This window comes from Streptomyces sp. NPDC031064, from assembly GCF_055570965.1.
The window spans coordinates 1-21839 of record NZ_JBVIGF010000013.1; the positions used below are offsets into that span (position 1 = coordinate 1).

The window sequence follows — 21839 nt, forward strand, 5'->3', positions numbered from 1 at the left end:
CGTGCCTGGACCCCGACCACATCTCGTGGCGAGGAGAGACCTTCCCCCCCGTTACCCTCCCCGCCCGGAGGGAGGACGGGGGGGGGGGGGGGGGGTGGCCACCCCCCCCCCCCCCCCGCCGCCGTGTCACGGCCTGGCGCCGTTCCAGACGGTGTCGTTGCCATCGGTGAAGCCCGTGTGCCGCCAGCTACCGGTGGTGTTCTCGTAGAGGTCGACCCGGACGAAGTGGGCGCCGCCGGCGGGCATCTCCGACACGGTGAAGTTGTAGTCCGTACTGGTGCCCGTGCCGCGTCCGCAGGCGGTGCGGGTCTCGACGGTCCAGGGCGCCCGGTCGGTGTAGTTGGCCCAGACCTCGAAGCGGACCTGGGCGCACGCTGTGGTGTGCGACTTGACCGAGCCCTGGATGGTGACGGACCTGTTGTAGAAGAACATCCCTCCCTTGGCGTATCCGTAGGCGTCGTCGATGACGGAGAAATTGCCCCAGGCCAGTGGGTCGGCCGAGGCCGTCCCGGTGCCAAGTGCCGTGGCGAGACCTGTACTCAGCGCGACCACGGCGGCCTTGCTCATCAGCTTCTTCATCTCTGTCGGTTCCTTTCGTGTGCGGACACGCTCCTGGGAGAGCGCGGGTCTGGACGGGCGCTGGTCCGGGCGAGTGCGGGTCTGGACGAGTGCGGGTCCGGGCGGCGTCCGGTGCGGGCGTGGGAGGGTCACTCGTCCCTCGGGCCGAAGCGGGCGTGGAGCCGGCGCAGTGGCCCCGGGGCCCACCAGTTCCGGTGGCCGAGCAGCCGCATGGCGGCGGGGACGAGCAGGCCGCGGACGATCGTCGCGTCCACGATGACGGCGAGGGCGAGGCCGACGCCGAGGAGTTTGATTACGGCCAGTTCCGATGTCGCCATGGCCCCCAGCACGGTCGCGACGATCAGCGCCGCCGCGGTGATGAGCCGCCCGCTTCGCTCCATGCCGAACGCCACCGCGCGGGTGTTGTCACCGGTCGCGGCGTACTCCTCCCTGATCCGGGCGAGCAGGAAGACGCTGTAGTCCATGGCCAGGCCGAAGGCCACGCAGAACATCAGCAGCGGGACGGTCAGCTCGAGCCACCCGGTGTGGACGAAGTCGCCGACGAGCCACTTCAGGTGGCCTTCCTGGAAGATGAAGACCATGGCCCCGAACGACGCCGTCAGGCTCAGCAGGTTGAGGACGAGCTGTTTGACCGGGATCACCACGCTGCCGGAGAACAGGAACAGCAGGACCAGCATGCTGGACGTGATGATCAGCAGCGCCCACGGGAGCCGGTCGGCCAGGACGTCCTTGGTGTCCGTCAGGGTGGCCGCGTCGCCGCCCACGAGCACGGTGCCCGGTGCCGCGAGGGCGCGGACGGCACGGACCTGACGCTCGGCCTCGGACGAGTCGGGGGCCGCCGTGGAACGCAGCGAGAGCCAGGCGTCGGCCCCGTTCCGGAAGCCTTCCCGTGGTGGCCCGACCCGCCGGCCGCCGGCGAAGGAACCGACAGCGGTGTCGACCCGTTCCGTGTGCGCGAGCCGGGAGAGGCGTCGCGCGTAGTCGGTGAGGCCGGTGGCCGCACGGGAGGTATCGAGCCCCGAGACGGTGATCAGGACCGGTGCGGTGTGCGCGTCGGCGAACTCGCGCCGTACGGTGTCGGCGGCGACCTGCGCGGGGCTGTCGCGGGGGAGGACCCGGTCGTCCATGAGGCCGAACCTCGCCTGGGTGAAGGGCATCGCGAGGGCGATCAGTACGACCGAGGCCGCGGCTCCCACCGCGACGGGCCGGCGCATCACCCCGAGCGCCAGCCGGCGCCACAGGCCGCCGCCCGTCCTCCGGCGCAGCCGGGCGAAGGGGTCGAGCCGGTCCAGCCGTCTGCCGACGAGGGCGAGCAGCGGCGGCATGACCAGCACGGTGGCGAGCGCCGAGAGGGCCACGACGGCGATTCCGGCGTAGGCGAGCGACCGGAGGAAGTACAGGGGGAACACGAGCAGCGCGGCCAGCGACAGCATGACGGTCAGCGCGGAGAAGGCGACCGTACGGCCCGCGGCACGCAGGCTCACCGCGATCGCCTCGGTGATGTCGAGGCCGCGGGCGAGTTCCTCGCGGTACCGGTTGACGACGAAGAGGCTGTAGTCGACCGCCAGGCCGAACCCGAGGGCGGTGGTGAGGTTCATGGCGAACACGGACACGGGGGTGAACGTGGTGAGCAGCCGCAGGACCGCCAGGGTGCCGGTCACGGACACCACTCCCACCAGCACCGGCAGCGCGGCGGTCGTCAGCGATCCGAACGCCAGCAGCAGGATGAGGAGGGTGAGGGGGGCGGCCAGCAGTTCGGCCCGGGTCAGGTCCTCGGCGCTCTGCCGCTCGACCTCCTCGTTGACCCTGGCGGAGCCGGTCGCCTCGACGTGCAGCGGCCCCTGCCGTCCCGTCAGCCGGGGGACGAGGCGCTGCGCGGTGTGGTGGACGGTGTCCTCGTCCCCGCCGAGCCGGATCAGCACCAGCCCCGTACGGCCGTCGTCGGCCCGCAGCGCCGGATCGCCCGTGGTCCACGGCGACTGTACGGAGACCACGCCGGGCGCCCGGGTGACGCGTGCGACGAGGTCGCGCCCCGCGGTGGCCTCGGCGGGGCGCGCGAGGCCGGCGCCGGCCCGGACCACCAGGATGAGGTTGGGCGAGCCCGCGCGGAACCGTTCGGCCAGCACGCGGTCGGCGCGGACCGACGGGAAGGACTCGCTGGTGTAGCCGCCGTACGACAGGTGCTTCTCCAGTCCCGATCCGAGCAGTCCGGCGGCGACCGCGACCAGCGCGGTCACGGCCAGGACGGAGCGGTGCGGGCGGACGAGCCGTCGCGCGAGGAAGGTGAGGAGCATGGAATCCGATTTCGCTGGAGTGGGACTCCAGTGCAATTCCCACTAGAGTCGGCGTGCAGTCAAAAGGGAACGGACGGCAGATGGCTTCAGAGAAGAAGACGGGCACACGGCTCGCCAGGACCGCGGCGAACCGGTCGCGCATGCTCGGCGCGGCGCGGGACCTGTTCATCGCGCACGGCTACACGGCGACCACCATGAAGGCCATCGCGGAACGGGCCGGAATGGCCGTGCAGACGCTCTACTTCACCTTCGCCACGAAGCGGGCGATCCTCTCCGAACTCCTCGACGTGGAGATCGCCGGTGACACCGAGCCCGTCGCGACGCTCGACCGCCCCTGGGTCGCCGAGGCGTTGGTCGCGCCTCCCGCCGAGCAGTTGCGGCTCCAGGTGGCCGCTGCCGGGCGGATCCTGGGGCGGGTCGCCCCGCTGCTGGAAGTGGTCCGGTCGGCCGCGGCGACCGATCCGGAGATCGCCGAACTGTGGCGCACCAACATCGAACAGCGCCGCACCGTGCAACTCCGTTTCGCCGAAGCGCTCGACGCCAAGTCGGCGCTGCGTCCGGGTACGGACCCGGGCCGTGCCGCCGACATCGCGCTGGCCGTGCTCGCCCCGGAGACGTACATCCTCCTGGTCCACGAGCGGGGGTGGGCGCCGGAGGAGTGGCAGCGGTGGGCCGCCGACGCCCTCGTGCACCAACTCCTCAGGCCCTGAGGACTCCGCGCCGGCCGGTACCCCCGCGCACCCCGCGCCGGGCGGCGCCCGTTCGAGCCTCCGGGCCCGGCGTCAGCCTTCGCGTACGGGAGTGTTCTGCGCCGCCGCGATCCGCCAGGCACCGTCATCGTCCTTGGCCAGGACGTAGAACGGCCGGCCCTCGGGCTGGTCACCGGCGAGCGGGCGGCCGTCGTGGCCGACGGGCCGTTGCCGCACGTTGACGGCGGCCACGTCGGGCCGGACGAACAGCACGCGCTCGATGTCGTACGTAGCGGCGGACCGCGCCGCGGCGCCGGGAAGCACCTGGTGGGTGAAGGAGTTGATGTCGTCCCACCCCGACAGGCGTCGGCCGTGGGCCGTCGTCCACACCGGGTCCTCGACGCGCAACAGGTCCATGAAGTCCTCGGCCAGTCCGGATCGCTGGGTGCGCTCCACCTCCGCCACCAGGTGGATGACGGCGTCCACCTCCTGCCGGACGTCGTCGACGTCCCCGAACACCTCGAAGCCCCGGTACGACCCGTGGCGGAGGTCGACGACCGCGCCGACGCGGCGGGGGTCCCAGCCGAGCGCCTTGCGCGCGGAGTCGCCGCTGACGCTCTGGTCCAGGGCGAGTGCCTCGGCGAAGGCGTCACCCAGGGCGGCGGCCGCCTCGCCCCTCGGCCACGGGCGCGGGAGCCCGTCGGTCCCGGCCGCGCGCCCCGCGGCGGCCGCCATGTCACGGACGGGCACGGCGGGTTCCGCGACACCGTGCCAGACGGTGCCGCCGTCGGCGTGCTCCACGGCGAGGACGAACAGGTCCGCCAAGTCGTCCACGTGGACCATCGGCCAGCGGACGCCGTCGTCTCCGACGTACCTGGGACCCTGGTGCTCGCGCGCGAGGTCCACCAGCAGGGCCGGTATCCCGCCACCGCGGCCGTGCACGATGCCCGGGCGGATCACCACCGCCCGCACGCCGTCGTCGGCGCAGTCCAGCACCTGCCGCTCGATGCGCGGACGGTACGCGACGATGGGCAGCGGATCGACGGGCGCGTCCTCGGCGGCGGCGACGGGCCCCGTGGCGCCGAGGACCCAGACCCCGCTGGTGTAGACGAAGGCGCGCCCCGTCCCGCGCAGCGGGGACGTCAGCGCGTCCACGGCCGCCGCGTCCACGGCGGCGTCCCCGGTCGGCGTCGCCAGGTGGATCACCGCGTCGATGTCCGGGGTCACGGCCCGGGTCAGCGAGGCGGGTTGGGTCAGATCGCCCGTACGCCGCTCCCGCCGCCGGCCCCGACCGCTCCCGCCGTCCCGGACGAGCGCGACGACATGGTGCCCGGCCCGCTCCAGGTGATCGGCCACGGCGGAGCCGATGTAGCCGTCGGCGCCGATGAGCAGAACCTTCATGAGCTCTCTTCCTGTGTACGAAACGCGGGCCCGCGCGACGTCGTCGCGTGCGGCCCGTCCCCGGTTGCTGAAGGGGTGCCACAGCAAGATTTCACTAGAGTTGCACTCTAGTCAATGCTCTGCGAGGAGGAGCGTGATCTTTCCCTGGAGGCCGTCCCTCGCCTCCCTGTGACGAGGGGGCCATTGCTCACCTCCCCGCCTCGAAGGGGCAGTTGCTCACCTCTCCGGGGCGAAGGGCCCGTTGCTCACGTCTCCGCGACGGCCTCCAGCGGACTCAGGGGCGGCCGCCCCGGCGGGCCGAGGAGGGTGCCGAAGCCGGCGACCGTCACCGCCTCCACGCGGCCCCGGCGCTCCACCCGCGGTCCCGCCGGGGTACTCCGAGCGGTCTTCGGCTTGACACGTGCGCCAGGATGGGGCTTTCCGGTCGGTGGAAAGGGCGTTGGGATGGTCTACGACCTGCGAGCAGTGATCGCCGGGGGGAGACGTACTGAGGGCCGCCGCGCGTGACCTGCCCACGGCTCGGCCGGGCCGGTCGGGTCGGTCGGGTCGGCCCGTGCCGCTCGGACAGGGCCTGTCGCTGCTGCCCCTGACAGATGCCCTCATCGATTCCGTCGCGGACGGCAGCGGTAGGAGCGTCCTGGGCTTCCGGCGGCTGCCGGGAGCGTTCGAGAAGACCCTCGCCGACTGGTCGACCGCCGGGCCGGTGGCCTGTGTGGAAGCCGAGTACTTCGGCGGTATGGGCGAGCAGAGGGCCGCCGTGTGGGACGGCGGGAACCTTGTGCTGGGACCGCTCCGCGTGGAGGAAGGCCAGGTCTTTCCACCCGTCGGCAGTCCGATCTCTCAAGCGCTGCGACGGCTGGGCGCGGTGGCGGGCGCCGGTGAGGACGAGTTCTCAGCCGTGGGACTGGACCGGCACCGACACAGCGAGGCATGGATCGCGTGAGGAGCCACTCCGCCGTCCCGCCTTCGACGGCATCATCACGGAGACCGGCAGCAGGTTGTCCCCGCCTCCCCTGCCCCCCAGCCGTGGCCGCGACCTCGGCCGAGGGACACGGACCCGGCCAAGGGCCACGGACCCGGCCGAGGGACAGGGACCCGGCCGAGGCCCCGGCCATGAACTCGACTGAGGCCCGCCCCGGCCATGAACCCGGCCGACGGCCCGGCCATATCCGGCCGAAGGTCGCTCGTCACTTCGGGCGCCCGCTCGACGGCCCGCCGTCCAGCCTGGTCCCGCCGGGCGTTCGCACCGCGGCCGGGGTCAGGCCGCGGTGCGACGCTCGAAGGGGCTTGGTGGTTCAGCGTGTCGCCGGCTCGCCGTCCTCGTCCGAGGCGACGACATGGACCGGCGGCCCGTCGCCGCCCGCCAGAACGGCGGCGGTGAAACGGTGTTCCCTGGTGAACGGCATCCGTCCGTGCGTATGGCCCGTGGCCGTGACCCGGATCCGCCACACTCCCGCCATGCCCGCCTCGAACGCGCCGCGGAAGGCCCCCGGCAACTCCTCGTCGAGCGGCACGCGCACCAGGACGCCGTCGGGACGCCTCACCTCCGCCGTCACCTCGGCCCGGCCCTCGACCGGCCGGCCGAACTCGGTGAGAGAGGCGTCGATCCGGAGGGCCACGCCCGGTTCCAGGCTCGGCTGGGTGAGCCGGGCGTTGAACCGCAGGTTGCTCCAGGCATGGACGAGCAGGCCGTACCGCGGACCGTGCGCCTCCAGCCCGTCCACGTCCACCAGGCGCGGCGAATCTCCCTCCGCCGCGGCCCTGAGCCGGCCCGTCTCCTCGCGCACCGCGTCCTCGTCGGCCGTGAGGCGCACGTGCCAGGTGCCGGCGTGCGCCCCGGGGCCGGCGGCCAGCGGCAGCCGGAAGCGGCAGTACGCCATGCCGGGGCCGGGCCGCACGGGCGTGCCCAGCGCGGCGAGGTCCGGCTCCGTCAGCAGTTGCCCCGCCGGAGTCTCCAGCGTCAAGCGCACCGCCGCCTCGTCCCTCAGCACGATCACCGTCGCCTCGATGTCCGCCTCCGTGAGCCGGAACGGGATCCGGACCTCCGCCGTGGGGGCCACGACGCCCGTCACGGTGCCCACCACGTCGTCGTCCGCGGCCGAGGCGAGGGCCTGAAGGACGTACGAGGAGAGGCGGAAGCGGTCGTCCGCGTCGGTGCCCAGGACGTCGGTGATCAGCAGGTTCCCTTCGGTCACCTGGGTCAGCCTGGTCAGCACGGGGGCGCTGACCGGCTGGGCGCGACCGAGGTTGACGGCGAACGTCCGCAAGCCGATGGTCCCGGCGACCTCGTCGAGGAACGCGGGCTGGTTCTCCGAGCCGTCGGTGACGACGACCAGCGCATGGTCCATGAAGTCGCGGATCACCGGAATGACGGCCTGCTGGGCGGCGGCCAGACCGTCTCCCACCGAGGTGTCGCCGCCCGGCTCCAGCGCTGCGACCGCCGCCAGAACGTCACCGCGCTGGCCGGCGTCCGGAGTGAAGGGCGCGAGCTTCACCTCGGAGTGCGCGTCCGCGTCGAACGCCACCACCCCGGCGCCACTCCCGTCCCGTACGAGCTCGACACCCTGGGCGACCGCCTCGCGCAGCAGGTGCATCCGGCTGTCGCCGGTGCTCACCGGCCGGGCCATGCTGAGCGACTTGTCCAGGGCGAACGCCACTCCGGTGGTCTGACGCGCGATGGTGTTGGCCGTGAGGAGAACGTCGAAGACCTGCCCGGTCTCCACACAGCGGATCCGCACCCGGCCGCCGGCAGCGGGTCCCGGCTCCGCCTCGCCGGTGAAGGCGAACCAGAACCGCACCACGTCGAACGGGGCGTTGTCGGTCACCGGGGCGTGGGTGACCGTCCCGCCGAGGGTGGTGAGCCCGTACGGCGCGGACGGCCCGCTGCCGGGCACGATCTCCAGGTGGACCGGAGTGGCGGCACGGACCCGGAACTCCGCAGCCCGCCAGCGGGTCGTTCCCGAGGAGATGTTGCGGAAGTTCACGGTGGGTGTCGCCAGCTCCACCAGCGGCGGGTCGGTGTCGTAGATGAAGCCGAGGGTCCGGCGGTAGTCGAGGGAGCGGGCGGGCGTCGCGTCGGTCGTGACGAGGTGGGCCATGGTGTCGTGAAGGTTGTGCCCGGCGGGACCGCCGCTCGCTGGGAGGTACGGCGCATCCGGGTGGGCGTGCTGCCAGCGGGCCCACAGGCGGTCGACGTTGCAGTGGTGCAGGAAGAAGACCGGGTCGTTGGGCGAGGTGCCGGGGCCCATGTCGCCGCCGACCCAGATGTGGACGCGGTTGTGCAGTTGGGAGCCGCCCTCGGTGTCGGTCCGCCGCCAGCCCTCCAGCCGGTTGCGGAAACTGTTCCGGCTCGGCCGCGCCCAGGGCTCCTCGTCGTACGTGTCCCAGTTGAGGACCATGTCCTCCACCTGGGCGGCCGTGGGGAACACGGGCACGTTCTGCTGGGGCGTGCCGACCGTGCTGCCCAGCGCCCGGACGATGCCCGGCCGGGGCACGAGACCGCCGGTCTCCAGATCCTCGATGAGCGCTGTCCAGTGCCGGAACGGCCCGGTCGTCACCTCGCCGTTCGGGCCGTCGCCGTCGCCGCCCACGTACACCGGACCGGCCGCCGGGTCGGTGTTCCACAGCGGTGCCGTCAGGGGCGCGGTCGCGTCGGCGGACCAGTCCCAGTAGGGCAGGGTGACGTTCTTCTTCTTGGTCTGGAGCAGCAGTTCCAGTTCCCGGCAGAGGTACCGGTGCCAGGGCAGGAACGCCGGCCCGCGGTGCGCGGCGTTGCGGACGTTGGTGTCCGCCACCTCGTCCGGCATCGGGGTCGCGTCCATCATGGCGTGGTGGTGGCGCGCGATGAAGTCGTCGTAGCCGCCGTCGGCCTTGATCGCGTTGAGCGCGTCCTGGAAGTCGGCGAGCTCCTGCGGGGTCAGGCGGTAGATGTTCTTACGGATGTTCACCGGACGCCGCCCCCACTGCCGAGAGGGCGATCGTGGTCGTGGTGGTGACCGCTGCCGCCGTGACCGCTGCCGCCGTGACCGCCGCCGGGGCCGCCGTGACCGCCGTGACCGCCGCCCGGGCCTCCCGAGGCGTGGCCGCCGCGCAGCACCCACGTCCTCCCCTGGGTCTGGAGGAGCGACTCCACGAGGTCGTCGATGGTGGGGAACCCGGTGAACATGTTGGCGAGCTGACTGTGGTACTCGCCGTCCATGTACGTGACGTGCACGGGCATGCCGTCCAGTCGGAGGTCGACGCCGCCTTCCTCCCCCTCCGCGATCCGGACGTCCACCCCCCGGCTCACGTAGTGGCGGCTCTCCGGCCGCCCCGCGTCATGATTCGAAGACATTAAATGAAAATATGTGGCGCATCGTGCTCTCTGGTTCGGGCGCACCGCCTAGTGGCCGCGATTCACCCGGGCGCGCGCCGGAGCGGCCGCTCGGCCGTCCCGGGCAATCGGTCGTACGGGCGGGCTCCGCCGACGAGGCCAGGTCAGGCGTCCGGCAGGACCAGCCAGACCTCGGAGAAGGCGAGGCCGTGCCCGTCGGTCACCACCCCGCACGGGCAGCCCAGCGTGACCCGTCGCCAGTCGCAGGACACCGTCCACGGGCCGTCCGTACCCCGGCACCCCGGGCAGCCGACTGTCTCGGCGGTCCACACCCCGGGTGCGGGCCTGGCGTGGCGACGGAACCGGCCTCCGTACCGAACCTGCCAGGGTTCGACCCGCGGCGTGAGCGGGACGGTTCCGGGTGCCTTCGTCGAGACCAGGGCGGTGAACAGTGCGATCAAGCTGGGGAGCAGGGCTTCGCCCGCCTCGGTCGGCGGCGGCGCACCGCCGGTCGGCATCTGCGCGGCTTGATACCTGGGTGCCGCCGCCGCAACAGGTGGGTTCGGGGCGGCATGCCAGGGCAGCAGGGCGCGGGCGACGGCGGCCAGTAGGGCGGCGGCAGGCGGACTGACGGCGCCCGCGTCGAGATGGTGGACGGTGGTGCGCAAGACGCGCTGGAGCCGTCGGTCCCGGTCCACGGCCAGGGTCCGTGCCGCCGCGCCCCGGCGCGCCGGGAGCGGAGCGGTGAGGCGGGCCAGGACCTCTGCCGCCGCGTCGGCGTCCGCGGAGCTGGGACGCCACTTTCCACTTGCGATGAGCCGCCGGGCCGCCCGGGCTTCTCGGGTGAGGGCGCGCGTCAACAGGGGGCTCGGCGCCGGCTCTTTCCTGTCACGCTCGCTTGCCATCGCGCCCTCCCTGCCCCTCCGCCCCGGTTACGTCACGCTCGGCCTCGCGCCCGCTGTGGACGCCGTTGGGTATCCCGCATTCCGCATCCCGCATCCCATCACACGAGCCGAGCGAGCGGCGCGCTGCCGCTGCATCACCGTGCCGGAACACTCCACCACCTTGACCTCGACCAAACTTGAGGTTCTACGGTGCTTGCACCAGCGATCATTCGTAGGGGGTTTCCCGATGGCGAGCCAACAGACAGCCGACGCCGAGCTTGCCGCGCAGCCGGCCGCGTACTGGACCGGGGTGGCATACGAGGCCCTCATCGCCTTCATCCGTGCTCAGCAGGCCGAGCTCGGTTTCACGCAGCCCCAGTACTGGCTGCTGCGCCACCTGTCGAAGAACGACCTTTCGCCTGATGGCCGTGGCATGACCCTTCCTCAACTTCAGAGGGCCATGAGTTCCTACCTGAGAGCGGAAGACGACCTGGAGGCCGAGGCGCACGTCCTGGTGGAACGGGGCTGGCTCACCCGCGATGCGGAACAGCGTCTGTGGATCACGGAGGCGGGCGACGACGCTCGTGCCGGTCTCAAGCGTCATGCGCCGGGCATCCGTGACCGCATCCACCAGGGCATCGACGATGCCGACTATGTCACTGCCCTGAAGGTGCTTCAGCAAATGATCCGGAACACCGGAGCTTTTGGATCCGGCGATCAGCGAAGACCACGCCGGATGCCCCAAGGGTCTGGTCCCTCGCGACACACGGCCCGTCAGTGACGGCCCGGCCGAGGCGTTCCACTCGGACGGCCGACCATGCACCATCATGTGGGCATGAGCACGCCACCGGGGAACCACCCGTACCAGCACCGCCCGCTTCAGCCTCCCTTCCCGCAACAGTCGGCGTACGCCCAGCCGCCCTACGGTCAGGCATACGCCGCGCAGCCACCCGCGAGCCCGTACGACCCGCAGGCTCCGTACGGGCACCAGCCGACGTCTTACGGGCATGTGCCGAGGCGGCGTGTGCCGCGGCCCGCCGCAGAGGGGCGGCGGTTGCTCGCCGTGACGCTTGACCTTGTCGTCGCGGTGGGCGTCCCGTACCTGCTGGCGCGCGGCGAAGAGGGGCGTCCGTTGACCGCCCTGGCCATGCTGGCGGGCATGTCCTTCGCCAACCAGGTGCTCCTGACGGTCCTGTGCGGGGCGAGCGTCGGCAAGTTGATCACCGGGATACGCGTGATCCGTGCCGCTGACGGCGGGCGTCCGGCATTCTGGCGCACCGTATACCGCTGGCTGTGCGGGCTGTGCTGGCTGCCCCTCCAGCCGTACTACTGGTTGCGGGCGCTCTTCCGCGGATTGTTCGGCGGTGGTTCCGCACGTGGAACCGTCGCGGACAACGATGACGGCGAGCTCTACCACGCCGACCTCGCGGGCCTGCGCTACGCCCGTCGCACGGACCTCGCCGCCTGACCGGTCACCCTCCGACCAGTACCCTGCCCACCCTCACGAATCCCAGCGCGCCCACTCCAGCGCCACCTGGCCGGCATTCGTTCGACCTCTCCCGAACCCGAGGCGGCGTGCTGAACCCCGGAAAAGGAGCCCCGCCGGTCGGGCGCGGCGGGGCTCCAGGGCATCAGTTCATCAGCAGCAGCCGCGTGTTCGGTACGAGCTTCCGGTTCACGCTGGTGCTCTGCACGAAGATCGTGAAGTCGTCGTTGTGGTCCGGCTTCACGCGAACCTCGCTGTCCGGCAGGCCCAGCAGGGCTCGGGCCTCCGGCCCCGTGTACACCCGGTCCGTCTTCTTCTCCAGTACCGCGATCTGCTTCCGCGCCTGGATCTTCTCCGACTTGCTCAACTGATAGAACGCACAACCGGTACGGAACGTGTGCCCGGAGTCAGTGACCCAGTCCCGGATCGCCGCCGCGCGGTCCACCGGCAGCAGTTGGTACTCCGACGGATCCACCGGTGAGAGGCCGGCTGCCTTGATGGTGTCCTTGTTGACCACCTCGGCGCCCGTGGAGAACACCGCCCGCGATCCCCGGATGCCCTTGGTGCGGCCCACCATGAACTTCTCGGTCGCCTGCTGGATGACCTGCCCGGCCTCCTCCAGACCCTGGGTGCTCGTGGCGTCCCAGATGGCGATGTTGTCCTTCGGGAACCCGCACTGCATGGCCTCCCGCTTGCCCATCTGGTCCGGCACAAGGACGGCCAGCGTCCAGTTGTCCTCCTGCGTCTCGATCATCTTGGCCACGGCCTGCACCAGTTCACGCTGATTCCTGGAAGGGGCATCCGGGCAGCGATGACTCGCGTTCTCCTGGCCGTCGGTCAGTACGAACGTCAGGAAGCTGTGGTCTCCGTACAGTTGAGCCGTCTGCGCCAGCTCCCGCTGCGACTTGAGCGTGGCCGCCAGCAGCGCCGTCATCCCACCGACCCGGTACAGATGCTTCAGGGACGGCATGCGCAGCACGTCCTTGTCGTAGATGACGCACTCCACCTTCTCGGCGAAGACGTAGACGGTGACGCGGGTTTCCTGGTCCAGCTCCTCCGACCGGCGGGCCAGATAGGCAATCTGCTGGTCGGCGACTTCGACGACCTTGCTGCTCAGATGCGACATGGATGAACTGGCATCCAACACAAGGGCGACGTGGTTGATGTAGTTCTGGCTTCCGGACATGACTGCTCCCCCTCTTCCGACGTGATGCTCCGATCCTCGCACCCACCACTGACAATCGATCTTGGACCACCTGGGCGGTGGCGTTTGTACTGCGGAGCATGCGGGTCCACGAGGTGGGGCGCACCGGCCGACCGGTCGGGCCGGTGCACAGCCGGGTGCGTCCAGGCCGCCATGACCGGTGCCTCTGGGGGCTGTCACACGGTGACCGGAGCGGGGAGCAGTCGTTCAGTCAGGCTGCGGGTGACCTCGGTGTGGCGCGCGGTGAGGTAGAAGTGGCCGCCCGAGAAGACGTCCAGGGTGAACGGGCCTTCCGTGCACGCGGCCCAGTGGTGGAGTTCTCCCGCCGGGACGCGGGGGTCGGAGAAGCCGGTCAGGGCATGGATGGGGCAATCCAGCGGGGGACCGGGGGTGTACCGGTACGTCTCGGCCGCCCGGTAGTCGGCGCGGATCGAGGGCAGGACCAGGCTCAGTACCTCCGGATCCCCGAACACCGGGGTGTCCGTCCCGTCGAGCGCCATGATGTCGGCGACGATGTCCTCGTCGGACAGTTGGTGCAGCCCGTCGTCCACGATCCGCTGCGGCGCCCGGCGTCCGGAGACGAAGAGCGCGGCCGGGCGGTGCCCGGAGGCCTGGAGGCGGCGGGCGACCTCGTACGCGAGCGTGGAGCCCATGCTGTGACCGAAGAGCGCGAACGGCGTGCCGCTGTCCGGTGCCGTGGGGGAGGCCAGTACGGGCAGCAGGGCCTCGGCGGCGCGGTCCGCGAGCTCGGTCATGTCCGCGATGTTCGGTTCGCCGCGCCGGTCCTGACGTCCCGGGTACTGCACGGAGAGCACTTCGACGCCGGGCGCCACATCCCGTGACAGGGCGTGGAAGAAGCTGGCCGACCCCCCGGCGTGGGGGAAGCAGACGAGGCGTACGTCCGCGTCGGGGGACGGGTGGAAGCGCCGGATCCAGGCACCGCCGTCGGCAAGACTCTCGGACATCGCCACCTCGTGGGATCTGTGGGGAGAAACGTCGGGCAGTGACGATGGCAGCGCGGCAAGTGCCACCACAACCCCTAACCGCAGGTCAGCGAGGTCGTTAGGGGGTGGCGGGAGATGAGGGGTGAGCCATGACTGGGGTTCTCCCGGCGGACGGGGTGTGCCTAGCCTTCCCTGAAGATCCGGGCGATTCCGCCGACTTCCGTCTTGCTCCGCGAGGGACCCACCGTGAAAGAGATCATCAGCGCCATCGTCTCCGGAACCGCGGGGGCCGAGGACTTCGCGGCCCTTCCACTCCCGGAGAGCTACCGCGGCGTCGTCGTCCGCAAGGACGACGTGGGCATGTTCGAAGGCATGGCCTCGGCGGACAAGGACCCGCGCAAGTCTCTGCACGTCGACGACGTGCCGTTGCCCGAACTCGGGCCCGGTGAGGCGCTGGTGGCCGTGATGGCCTCCTCGGTCAACTACAACTCCGTGTGGACCTCGATCTTCGAGCCGGTGTCGACCTTCAGCTTCCTGGAGCGGTACGGGCGCCTGTCGGAGCTGAGCAAGCGCCATGACCTGCCGTACCACATCATCGGCTCGGACCTGGCGGGTGTCGTGCTGCGCACCGGCCCGGGCGTGAACTCCTGGAAGCCCGGTGACGAGGTCGTCGCGCACTGCCTGTCGGTCGAGCTGGAGTCCAGCGACGGCCACAACGACACGATGCTCGACCCCGAGCAGCGGATCTGGGGCTTCGAAACCAACTTCGGCGGCCTGGCGGAGATCGCCCTGGTCAAGTCCAACCAGCTCATGCCCAAGCCCGACCACCTGAGCTGGGAGGAGGCCGCCTCGCCCGGCCTGGTGAACTCCACCGCCTACCGCCAGTTGGTCTCGCGCAACGGCGCCGGGATGAAGCAGGGCGACAACGTCCTGATCTGGGGCGCCAGCGGCGGCCTGGGCTCCTACGCCACCCAGTTCGCCCTCGCCGGCGGCGCCAACCCCATCTGCGTCGTCTCCTCCCCTCAGAAGGCGGACATCTGCCGCTCGATGGGCGCCGAGGCGATCATCGACCGCAACGCCGAGGGCTACAAGTTCTGGAAGGACGAGCAGACCCAGGACCCCAAGGAGTGGAAGCGCTTCGGCAAGCGCATCCGCGAGCTCACCGGCGGCGAGGACATCGACATCGTCTTCGAGCACCCCGGCCGCGAGACCTTCGGCGCGAGCGTCTACGTCACCCGCAAGGGCGGCACCATCACCACCTGCGCCTCCACCTCGGGCTACATGCACGAGTACGACAACCGCTACCTGTGGATGTCGCTCAAGCGGATCATCGGCTCGCACTTCGCCAACTACCGCGAGGCGTGGGAGGCCAACCGCCTGATCGCCAAGGGCAAGATCCACCCCACCCTGTCGAAGGTGTACAGCCTGGAGGACACCGGCCAGGCCGCCTACGACGTCCACCGCAACCTCCACCAGGGCAAGGTCGGCGTGCTGTGCCTGGCCCCCGAGGAGGGCATGGGCGTGAAGAACCAGGAGATGCGGGACAAGCACATCGACGCCATCAACCGCTTCCGCACAGAGGAAGGCTGACCAGGGCCACGGCCAGGGCCAGGGCCACGGCCAGAGCTACGGCCAGGGCCAGGGCAGAGGCAGGCACCAGGGGACGGCACAGAGAGGAACACGCACGTCATGGGGCGAGGGCGTTCGGTCGTCGGCGTGGTCGGACTCGGCTCGGTCGGAGAACCCCTGTTGGGCATGGTGCGCGCTGCGGGTCACCACGCCGTCGGGGTCGACACCGGGCTCGATGTCCTGGCCCGGGTGGACCGCCGGATGAAGGCGGCGGAGGCCGCGGACGGCGCCGTCGGCACGTACACCCTCACCAACGAGATCGCCGCACTCGGCTATGCCGACCTCGTCATCGAGGCCGTGCCCGAGCTCCTGGCCGTGAAGACCGCGGTGCTCAGGGGGCTCGACAGCGTCTGCTGGGACCGCACCGTCCTGGTCACCACCACCGCACGGCTGCCCCTGACGCGCCTGGCGATCGCTTCCGGCCGGTCGGCGGCCACCCTGGGGCTCCGGGTCCTGCGGCCACCCGCGCCGGGCCGGGGCGTGGAGCCCCTCCGTACGGCAATGAGCGCCGAGGACGCCGTAGCCGCGCTCGATGCCCTGGTCGCCCGGCTCGGGCTCGTACCAGTGGTCATCGGCGGACGGCCCGCGGCCGAAGCGGCAGAGCTGCTCCACGCCTTCCTCAACCGTGCTGCCACCCTCGCCGAGGAGCGGCAGGCGTCCCAGGAGGACATCGACACGGCGATGCGGATCGGCTGCGGACTGCCGACGGGCCCACTGCGCCTCCTGGATGAACTGGGCCTGGACACCGTCCACACCGCACTCACCCGTTTATTCACCAGGACCGGCGACCCTCGGTTCCGGCCCGCGCCGCTGCTGTGCTCGCTCGTGAACGCCGGACTGCTGGGCCGCAAGAGCGGCGAGGGGTTCTACACGTACGACGACCTCGGCCGCCCCTGCCCGCCACCCTCCGCCGCCGCTCCCGTCGCCACCGCCCCGTCCGGGGAGCCTGGCGGGCCGGACGCCGGCGGCGTGCGACGCGTCGGCATCGTGGGATCAGGTACCCGTGCGCGCACCATCGCCGACGCCGTCGTCGCGGCCGGACTGAGCGCGGTGGTGACCCACGTCCCGGAAAGGGGAACGGCCGCACGGCGGGCTGGCGCGACCGACGCGTACCGGCCGCTCGCCGACTGCGATGTGGTCATCGAGGCCCTGGCGGAGCCGGCCCTCATCGGCGACTTGTTCGCCACTCTCGGCGTCGTGTGCCGACCGGGCACGCTCCTGGCCACGGCCTCCTCGGACGTGTCCGTGGCCGCCTGCGCACGGGCCTCCGGGCGACCGGGTGACGTGCTCGGTCTGCACTTCTCCGGCCCGGTCCCCGCCACGCCGCTGGTGGAGCTCGTGCGCACCCGGTCCACCAGCGACCGCGCGGTCCGCACCGCGCGCGCGTTCTGCGACCGCCTCGACCGGACCGCGATCACCTCGTGGGACCGGCCCGGGACCGTCGTCCACCGGCTGCTCTTCCCGTACCTCGCACACGCGGTGGAGCTGCTGGACCACCCCGACGCCGACGCCCGGTCGACCGACGCGGCGGTCGAGCGGGGCTTCGGGCACCGGATGGGCCCCTACACGATGCTCGACACCATCGGCCTGGACGCCTCCCTCGCCGCCCTGCGACGGCTGCACGATGCGTACCCGGAGACCGACGGCCCGCCGCCGCGACTGCTGGAACAGCTCGTGGCGCGAGGAGCCCTGGGCCGCACGAGCGACCACGGCTTCCGGCGTACGCCGACCGGCGCCGGTCCTCGCTTCCCCGACGCCGATGCCGCCGGCTGACTCCCTCACGCCAATGCCGACGCCGATGCCGCCGGCTGACTCCCTCACGCCGATGCCGTCGGCTCCTCCGCGCGGTCAAGTGCCCGACGGAGTCCGGCCCGCCAGTGCCGCGGGCAGCCCGGCGCGGCCGCGTACCCCCAACTTCTGGTAGGCACGGGTGAGATGTTGCTCGACCGTGCTGGCGGTGACGAAGAGCTTCTCGGCTATCTCCCGGTTGGTGTAGCCCTGCGAGGCCAGGACGGCGACCCGCCCCTCGGCCTTGCTGAGTTCCTCGCCGGCCCTGGGGCCGGACCGCCGGCCCGGGTGCGGGCGGTCGGAAGAGGCGTCGGCGCCGAGCTGTTCGAGAACGCGCAGCGACTCCTCACGCATCCACCGGTTGGCCGTGCTCTGCCGCGTCAGCTCCTCGGCGAGCAGTTCCCGGGCCTGCGCCGGACTGTCCAGGGCGATCAGCGCCTCGGCCGCGTACGCCCGCCACGACAGGGCCGTCGACACGTCCAGCCGCCACGCCGCCATCAGGTCACGGCAGGCGTGGAAGTCGCCCAGGGCGGCGTGGTAGCGGCGTACCGACAGGTGATGGCGGCCGCGCGCCTGGAGGTAGTGGAGTCCCGGCAGCGTCTGGAACATCGCCTCCGGCACGGGCATACGGAAGCACTCGGCGGCTGCCTCGTTGTCGCCTTGCGCCGTGCACGCCAACACCTTGGCCGCCAGGGGCACCCCGATGGCGATGCCCCAGGAGGCCGGCGGCAGCAGGGTCAGCGCCTCGTCCGCCCGCCGCCTGGCGACGTCGGCGTTGCCCAGCCGGCTCTCCACGGCCGCGCTGGCCGCCGCGAGGAAGGCCCGCACCGTGGGCGCGCGCCGCTCGGCACTCCGTACGAGCTGGTCGCACCACTCCGCTGCGCGGTCCAACCGCGCCGCGTGCATGAACGTCGCCAGTGCCGCGATCGCCGGGGCGACCGGCGGATCGTGCAGCAGCACGCCTTGGAGCAGCCGTTCCGCGGTCTGGAGCACCCGGCCGGTGGGCCCCTCGGCCATCAGCGTGTACAGCACCAGCGCACCGTCGGCCTGTGGGTCCACCGCTCCGACGCTGCGGCCCAGTGCCATCTCCTCCAGGGCGGCGCTGTGCCGGTACCGGGCGCCCAGGGCGGGATACGCGTGCGCGAACCAGACCCGCATGGTCTCCAGCCGCGCCAGGGCCTCCTCGGGCAGCTCCTCCTCGGCCCCGTCGAGGGCGGCGAACAGCGCGTCGGCCTCCGCCGGTCTGCCGTGCCACAGCAGGTACCCGATCAGGCGGATGCTCTGCCGCCGGTCCAGCCGTCCGCCGCGGTGGGCGTCCAGCAGCGCCTCCAGATGCCGGCGTACGGAGCCGGGGTCGACCTCCCACTCCGCCTGGGCGAGTTCGGAGCGCACGTTCGCCGCCGACTCCGGGTCCGGGCAGGCGTCCTTGGCCACCCGCAGGCAGGTGATCGCCCAGTCGGGGGCGTTGTCCCGCAGCGCCTGCGCGGCACTGTCCCGCAGCACGGACAAGGCCCAGCTCTCGGAGAGCGGGCCCCCCGCCACGAGGTGCCGGGCCACCTCGCCGGACGTGTCCCCGTCCTCGTACAGGAACCGCGCGGCACGGTGGTGGAGTACGGCACGCTCCTCCGGCGCCATGTCCGCGAGGGTGGTGGTGCGCGTCCGGTCCAGGCGGTAACGGCCGTTCGCGGTCAGGCCCAGCGCGTCGAGCGTGGCCAGGGACCGCGTGGCCGCTCCCACGGGCAGGCCGAGCAGCCGCTCCAGGTCTCCGGGTGGCGCCGTGTCGCCCAGGACGGCCAGGCCGCGGGCGGTGCGCAGCGTGTCGTCGTCGAGCTGGCCGAGCAAGTACCTGACGGCCAGCTCCCACGCGTCACCCGCCACCGGGGCAACTGCCCCTTCCGGCCGCGGCTCAGGGGCCGCGTCGTCCCCGTCGGCCGGACCGTCCGGCGCCGCCGCCGCGGCGTCCCGGTCCTGGAGCAGCGCCCGGAGCAGCAACGGACTGCCACCCGAGGCGTGCAACCAGCGGGGCGCGGCGGCACGTGCGGCCTCCTCGCCGAGGCGGACGGCCAGTTCGCAGACGGCCCCGGCGGGGGAGAGCCCCGCCAGGTGGAGCAGTTCGCAGTGCGGGGTGCGGACGAACTCGGCGGTGAGCGCGGAGGCCGCGTGGGGCGCGGGGGAGCGCTCGGCGAGCACGACGAGCACCGGCGTCGACGCCACCCTGCGCACCAGATACAGCAGGGCCTCCAGCGAAGGGGCGTCGATCTCCTGGACGTCGTCCACGGTGACGACGAGCGGCTGGTGCTCGGCGAGACGCTGGACGAGGGCCTGGAAGCGGTGGCCGGCCGGCGCCTGGCTGTGACCGGCCGCCTGGTGGTGTCCGCCCGGCTCGCTGTGTCCTCCCGGCTCGGCGTGTCCTCCCCTCTCGACGTGCCTGCCCGGCTCGACGCGTCCGCCCGTCTCGACGTGCCTGCCCGGCTCGACGTGTCCGCCCATCTCGACGTGTCCGCCCATCTCGGCGTGTGCGCCCGGCTCGGCGTGTCCGCCCATCTCGGCGTGTGCGCCCATCTCGGCGTCGGTGTGCGGGGCGCTGGGGCGGCCGCCCGTGCCGCCGGTGTCCGGCAGCCCGCCGGCGGCCACGGTGAGCTGGTCGATCACGCCCATGGGGAGGGAGCGTTCCGCCCGGGAGGCGACGGCGGAAAGGACGACGGCCCCCAAGGCGCGGGCATGGTGGCGAACATGGTGGATCAGTGTGGTCTTGCCCATTCCGGGGGTGCCGACCACCAGGGCCGCTCTCCCCGTGCCGCTCCGCGCCTGTGCGAACAGTTCCTCCAGGACGTGCCGCCCCTTGGATCCGTCCACCAACTCCACCGATGCCTCCTTACAGACCGCCGACGCTCCGTGCCGCGCAGCGCGACCAGGTAGATCAAAACACGGGCGAGGGGTGCTCCAAGAGAGCACGTGCCCGGGAGCGGCGGCACGCCGGACGGCCGGGCGGGCCGTCCCCAGGCGCGGCCGGCGGCCGGTCCCACGGGGATACCGCACCCGCCCGAAAGGCTCCTCCCGCACCCGTGTGGGAAGGGAGTCGGTCGCATGGAATCGGGCGTATGGAAGCGGGGTATTGCGCGCCGGGGTTTCCCACCCCCTTACCGCCTTTTCAGCACCCCCCTAGCGGGGCCGACAGTATTGATCAGGGGTGGTGAATAGGGGTGGTGAACAGGGGGTGGGGACACCCCCTGTTCACGCTGATGACAAGGGAATTGGAAACTTGCCAATGGGCTTGCCGGGTGGCTAGCGTCCTGGGCCATGGAGAAAGCGATCGACGTATGGGCAACCGGTCTCGGGGCCATGACTCCCATCGGTGCCGACATGGTCACCACATGGGCGGCGATGCGGTCCGGGGACAACGGAATTCAGGCGCTGAAGGAATCATGGGCCGAGCCGCTGCCAGTACGCCTCGCCGCTCAGCTCCCCGTGAATCCGGCCGACGCGATGAAGCGCACCGAGGCGCGCCGCCTGGACCGGTCCGAGCAGATGGCGCTGGTGACCGCGCGGGAGGCGTGGGCGGACGCGGGGAGCCCTGAGGTCGACGGGGAACGCCTCGCCGTCGTCCTGGGCACCGGCATCGGGGGCGTCACCTCCCTGCTCGGCCAGAACCAGGTGCTGGAGACCTCGGGACCGCGCCGGGTGTCGCCGCACACCGTTCCCATGCTGATGGCCAACGGCCCGGCCGCGTGGGTCAGCATGGAGCTCGGCGCGCTCGCCGGCGCCCACGCACCGGTGAGCGCCTGCGCGTCCGGCGCCGAGGCCCTCGCGCTCGGCCTGGACCTCATCCGGGCCGGCCGGGCGGACGTCGTCGTCGCGGGCGGTGTCGAGGCCAGCGTCCACGCCCTGCCGCTGACGGCGTTCGCGCAGATGACGGCGCTGTCCAAGCGCAACGACGAACCCGAGCGCGCGTGCCGCCCGTTCGACGTCGGCCGCGACGGCTTCGTCCTGGGCGAGGGGGCGACCGTCGTCGTCCTGGAGCGTGCCGACCACGCCCGCGCCCGTGGCGTGGCCAAGCCGCACGGTGTCCTGCTCGGTGCGGGCGTCACCTCCAGCGCCTCCCACATCACCGCCTCGGACGTGGCCGGCCAGGTCCGGGCGATGCGGATGTCCCTCCGGGACGCCGGGGTCGCCGCCGCCGACATCGGCCACGTCCACGCGCATGCGACGTCCACCCCCCAGGGTGACGTGGCGGAGGCCCAGGCCGTCGCCGAAGCCGTCGGCACGCACCCGGTGGTGACGGCGACGAAGTCCATGACGGGTCACCTGCTGGGCGCCTCCGGGGCCCTCGGCGCCGTGGCCGCCATGCTCGCGCTGCGCGACGGCACCGTCCCGCCCACCCGCAATCTGGACGAACTCGACCCCGACGTGCCGCTCGACGTCGCCGCGGGCCGGGCCCGCACCGGTACCTGGGACGCCGCGCTCGCCAATTCCTTCGGCTTCGGCGGGCACAACGTGTCGCTGGTTCTCGGACGACCCTAGAGAGAGTGAAATGGCAGGCCGTGACGCACCCGATGGGTGTCCGACAGACGCACCCGATGGGTGTCCGATAGCACTTGACCAGGAATTCTACGCCGAGCCCCATCAGGT

General features: G+C 72.0%; 16 protein-coding genes. 7 read left to right on the top strand and 9 right to left on the bottom strand.

All coding sequences use genetic code 11. The annotated features are described in order from the left end of the window. Positions 1-126: 126 nt before the first annotated feature. Both ACZ46W_RS34030 and ACZ46W_RS34035 read right to left on the bottom strand, forming a co-directional pair. Positions 127-579, bottom strand: a complete 453-nt coding sequence (locus ACZ46W_RS34030; RefSeq protein WP_468346019.1) for a hypothetical protein — start codon at positions 577-579, stop codon at positions 127-129. A 128-nt stretch (positions 580-707) separates the two neighbouring features. Continuing rightward, positions 708-2873, bottom strand: a complete 2166-nt coding sequence (locus ACZ46W_RS34035; protein WP_468346021.1) for an MMPL family transporter — start codon at positions 2871-2873, stop codon at positions 708-710. Between the two features lie 80 nt (positions 2874-2953). Between ACZ46W_RS34035 and ACZ46W_RS34040 the strand changes: the two genes are divergently transcribed. After that, a complete protein-coding gene (locus tag ACZ46W_RS34040; protein WP_468346023.1) occupies positions 2954-3583 on the top strand; it encodes a TetR/AcrR family transcriptional regulator in 630 nt (209 codons plus the stop codon). Positions 3584-3655: 72 nt separating this feature from the next. Here ACZ46W_RS34040 and ACZ46W_RS34045 read toward each other — a convergent pair whose 3' ends face one another. After that, a complete protein-coding gene (locus ACZ46W_RS34045) occupies positions 3656-4963 on the bottom strand; it encodes an SgcJ/EcaC family oxidoreductase (protein WP_468346025.1) in 1308 nt (435 codons plus the stop codon). Positions 4964-5516: 553 nt separating this feature from the next. Between ACZ46W_RS34045 and ACZ46W_RS34050 the strand changes: the two genes are divergently transcribed. Continuing rightward, positions 5517-5906 (top strand): hypothetical protein, encoded by a 390-nt coding sequence (locus ACZ46W_RS34050; RefSeq protein ID WP_468346027.1) that lies wholly within the window; start codon positions 5517-5519, stop codon positions 5904-5906. A 352-nt stretch (positions 5907-6258) separates the two neighbouring features. Here ACZ46W_RS34050 and ACZ46W_RS34055 read toward each other — a convergent pair whose 3' ends face one another. From ACZ46W_RS34055 to ACZ46W_RS34065, 3 genes are all read right to left on the bottom strand, one after another. After that, complete coding sequence (locus ACZ46W_RS34055; protein WP_468346029.1) at positions 6259-8910, bottom strand: tyrosinase family protein; 2652 nt, start codon at positions 8908-8910, stop codon at positions 6259-6261. After that, positions 8907-9296, bottom strand: a complete 390-nt coding sequence (locus tag ACZ46W_RS34060) for a hypothetical protein (RefSeq protein ID WP_468346031.1) — start codon at positions 9294-9296, stop codon at positions 8907-8909. Before ACZ46W_RS34060 ends, ACZ46W_RS34055 begins: the two co-directional genes overlap by 4 nt. A 143-nt stretch (positions 9297-9439) precedes the next feature. After that, the gene (locus ACZ46W_RS34065) at positions 9440-10180 is read right to left on the bottom strand and encodes a hypothetical protein (RefSeq protein WP_468346033.1); all 741 of its coding nucleotides are present in this window, start codon (positions 10178-10180) and stop codon (positions 9440-9442) included. A 226-nt stretch (positions 10181-10406) separates the two neighbouring features. Between ACZ46W_RS34065 and ACZ46W_RS34070 the strand changes: the two genes are divergently transcribed. After that, positions 10407-10940, top strand: a complete 534-nt coding sequence (locus ACZ46W_RS34070) for a MarR family transcriptional regulator (RefSeq protein ID WP_468346035.1) — start codon at positions 10407-10409, stop codon at positions 10938-10940. A 282-nt stretch (positions 10941-11222) separates the two neighbouring features. Beyond that, positions 11223-11627, top strand: a complete 405-nt coding sequence (locus tag ACZ46W_RS34075) for an RDD family protein (RefSeq protein WP_468346037.1) — start codon at positions 11223-11225, stop codon at positions 11625-11627. 163 nt (positions 11628-11790) lie between these two features. On the opposite strand, the gene ACZ46W_RS34080 is transcribed toward ACZ46W_RS34075, so the two are convergent. Together ACZ46W_RS34080 and ACZ46W_RS34085 are read right to left on the bottom strand one after the other, a co-directional pair. Further along, positions 11791-12831: a VWA domain-containing protein gene (locus ACZ46W_RS34080; RefSeq protein WP_468346039.1), complete on the bottom strand. Its 1041-nt coding sequence runs from the start codon at positions 12829-12831 to the stop codon at positions 11791-11793. A 194-nt stretch (positions 12832-13025) separates the two neighbouring features. After that, positions 13026-13814, bottom strand: a complete 789-nt coding sequence (locus tag ACZ46W_RS34085; protein ID WP_468346041.1) for a thioesterase II family protein — start codon at positions 13812-13814, stop codon at positions 13026-13028. A 225-nt stretch (positions 13815-14039) separates the two neighbouring features. Here ACZ46W_RS34085 and ccrA point away from each other — a divergent pair, with 225 nt between their 5' ends. After that, on the top strand, positions 14040-15383 hold the full coding sequence (ccrA, locus tag ACZ46W_RS34090) for a crotonyl-CoA carboxylase/reductase (protein ID WP_468346043.1): 1344 nt from the start codon (positions 14040-14042) through the stop codon (positions 15381-15383). A gap of 99 nt (positions 15384-15482) precedes the next feature. Next, positions 15483-17195, top strand: a complete 1713-nt coding sequence (locus tag ACZ46W_RS34095) for a 3-hydroxyacyl-CoA dehydrogenase family protein (protein WP_468346045.1) — start codon at positions 15483-15485, stop codon at positions 17193-17195. A 75-nt stretch (positions 17196-17270) separates the two neighbouring features. On the opposite strand, the gene ACZ46W_RS34100 is transcribed toward ACZ46W_RS34095, so the two are convergent. Continuing rightward, the gene (locus ACZ46W_RS34100; RefSeq protein WP_468346047.1) at positions 17271-20075 is read right to left on the bottom strand and encodes an AAA family ATPase; all 2805 of its coding nucleotides are present in this window, start codon (positions 20073-20075) and stop codon (positions 17271-17273) included. 435 nt (positions 20076-20510) lie between these two features. Here ACZ46W_RS34100 and ACZ46W_RS34105 point away from each other — a divergent pair, with 435 nt between their 5' ends. Beyond that, positions 20511-21731, top strand: a complete 1221-nt coding sequence (locus tag ACZ46W_RS34105) for a beta-ketoacyl-[acyl-carrier-protein] synthase family protein (RefSeq protein WP_468346049.1) — start codon at positions 20511-20513, stop codon at positions 21729-21731. Positions 21732-21839 lie beyond the last annotated feature (108 nt).

Bases quoted from the DNA above. Each gene is read 5' to 3' on its own strand.
- ACZ46W_RS34045 (WP_468346025.1), bottom strand. From the start codon at position 4,963: ATGAAGGTTCTGCTCATCGGCGCCGACGGCTACATCGGCTCCGCCGTG.
- ACZ46W_RS34060 (WP_468346031.1), bottom strand. From the start codon at position 9,296: ATGTCTTCGAATCATGACGCGGGGCGGCCGGAGAGCCGCCACTACGTG.
- ACZ46W_RS34040 (WP_468346023.1), top strand. From the start codon at position 2,954: ATGGCTTCAGAGAAGAAGACGGGCACACGGCTCGCCAGGACCGCGGCG.
- ACZ46W_RS34085 (WP_468346041.1), bottom strand. From the start codon at position 13,814: ATGTCCGAGAGTCTTGCCGACGGCGGTGCCTGGATCCGGCGCTTCCAC.
- ACZ46W_RS34080 (WP_468346039.1), bottom strand. From the start codon at position 12,831: ATGTCCGGAAGCCAGAACTACATCAACCACGTCGCCCTTGTGTTGGAT.
- ACZ46W_RS34105 (WP_468346049.1), top strand. From the start codon at position 20,511: ATGGAGAAAGCGATCGACGTATGGGCAACCGGTCTCGGGGCCATGACT.
- ACZ46W_RS34095 (WP_468346045.1), top strand. From the start codon at position 15,483: ATGGGGCGAGGGCGTTCGGTCGTCGGCGTGGTCGGACTCGGCTCGGTC.
- ACZ46W_RS34065 (WP_468346033.1), bottom strand. From the start codon at position 10,180: ATGGCAAGCGAGCGTGACAGGAAAGAGCCGGCGCCGAGCCCCCTGTTG.
- ACZ46W_RS34070 (WP_468346035.1), top strand. From the start codon at position 10,407: ATGGCGAGCCAACAGACAGCCGACGCCGAGCTTGCCGCGCAGCCGGCC.
- ACZ46W_RS34030 (WP_468346019.1), bottom strand. From the start codon at position 579: ATGAAGAAGCTGATGAGCAAGGCCGCCGTGGTCGCGCTGAGTACAGGT.
- ACZ46W_RS34035 (WP_468346021.1), bottom strand. From the start codon at position 2,873: ATGCTCCTCACCTTCCTCGCGCGACGGCTCGTCCGCCCGCACCGCTCC.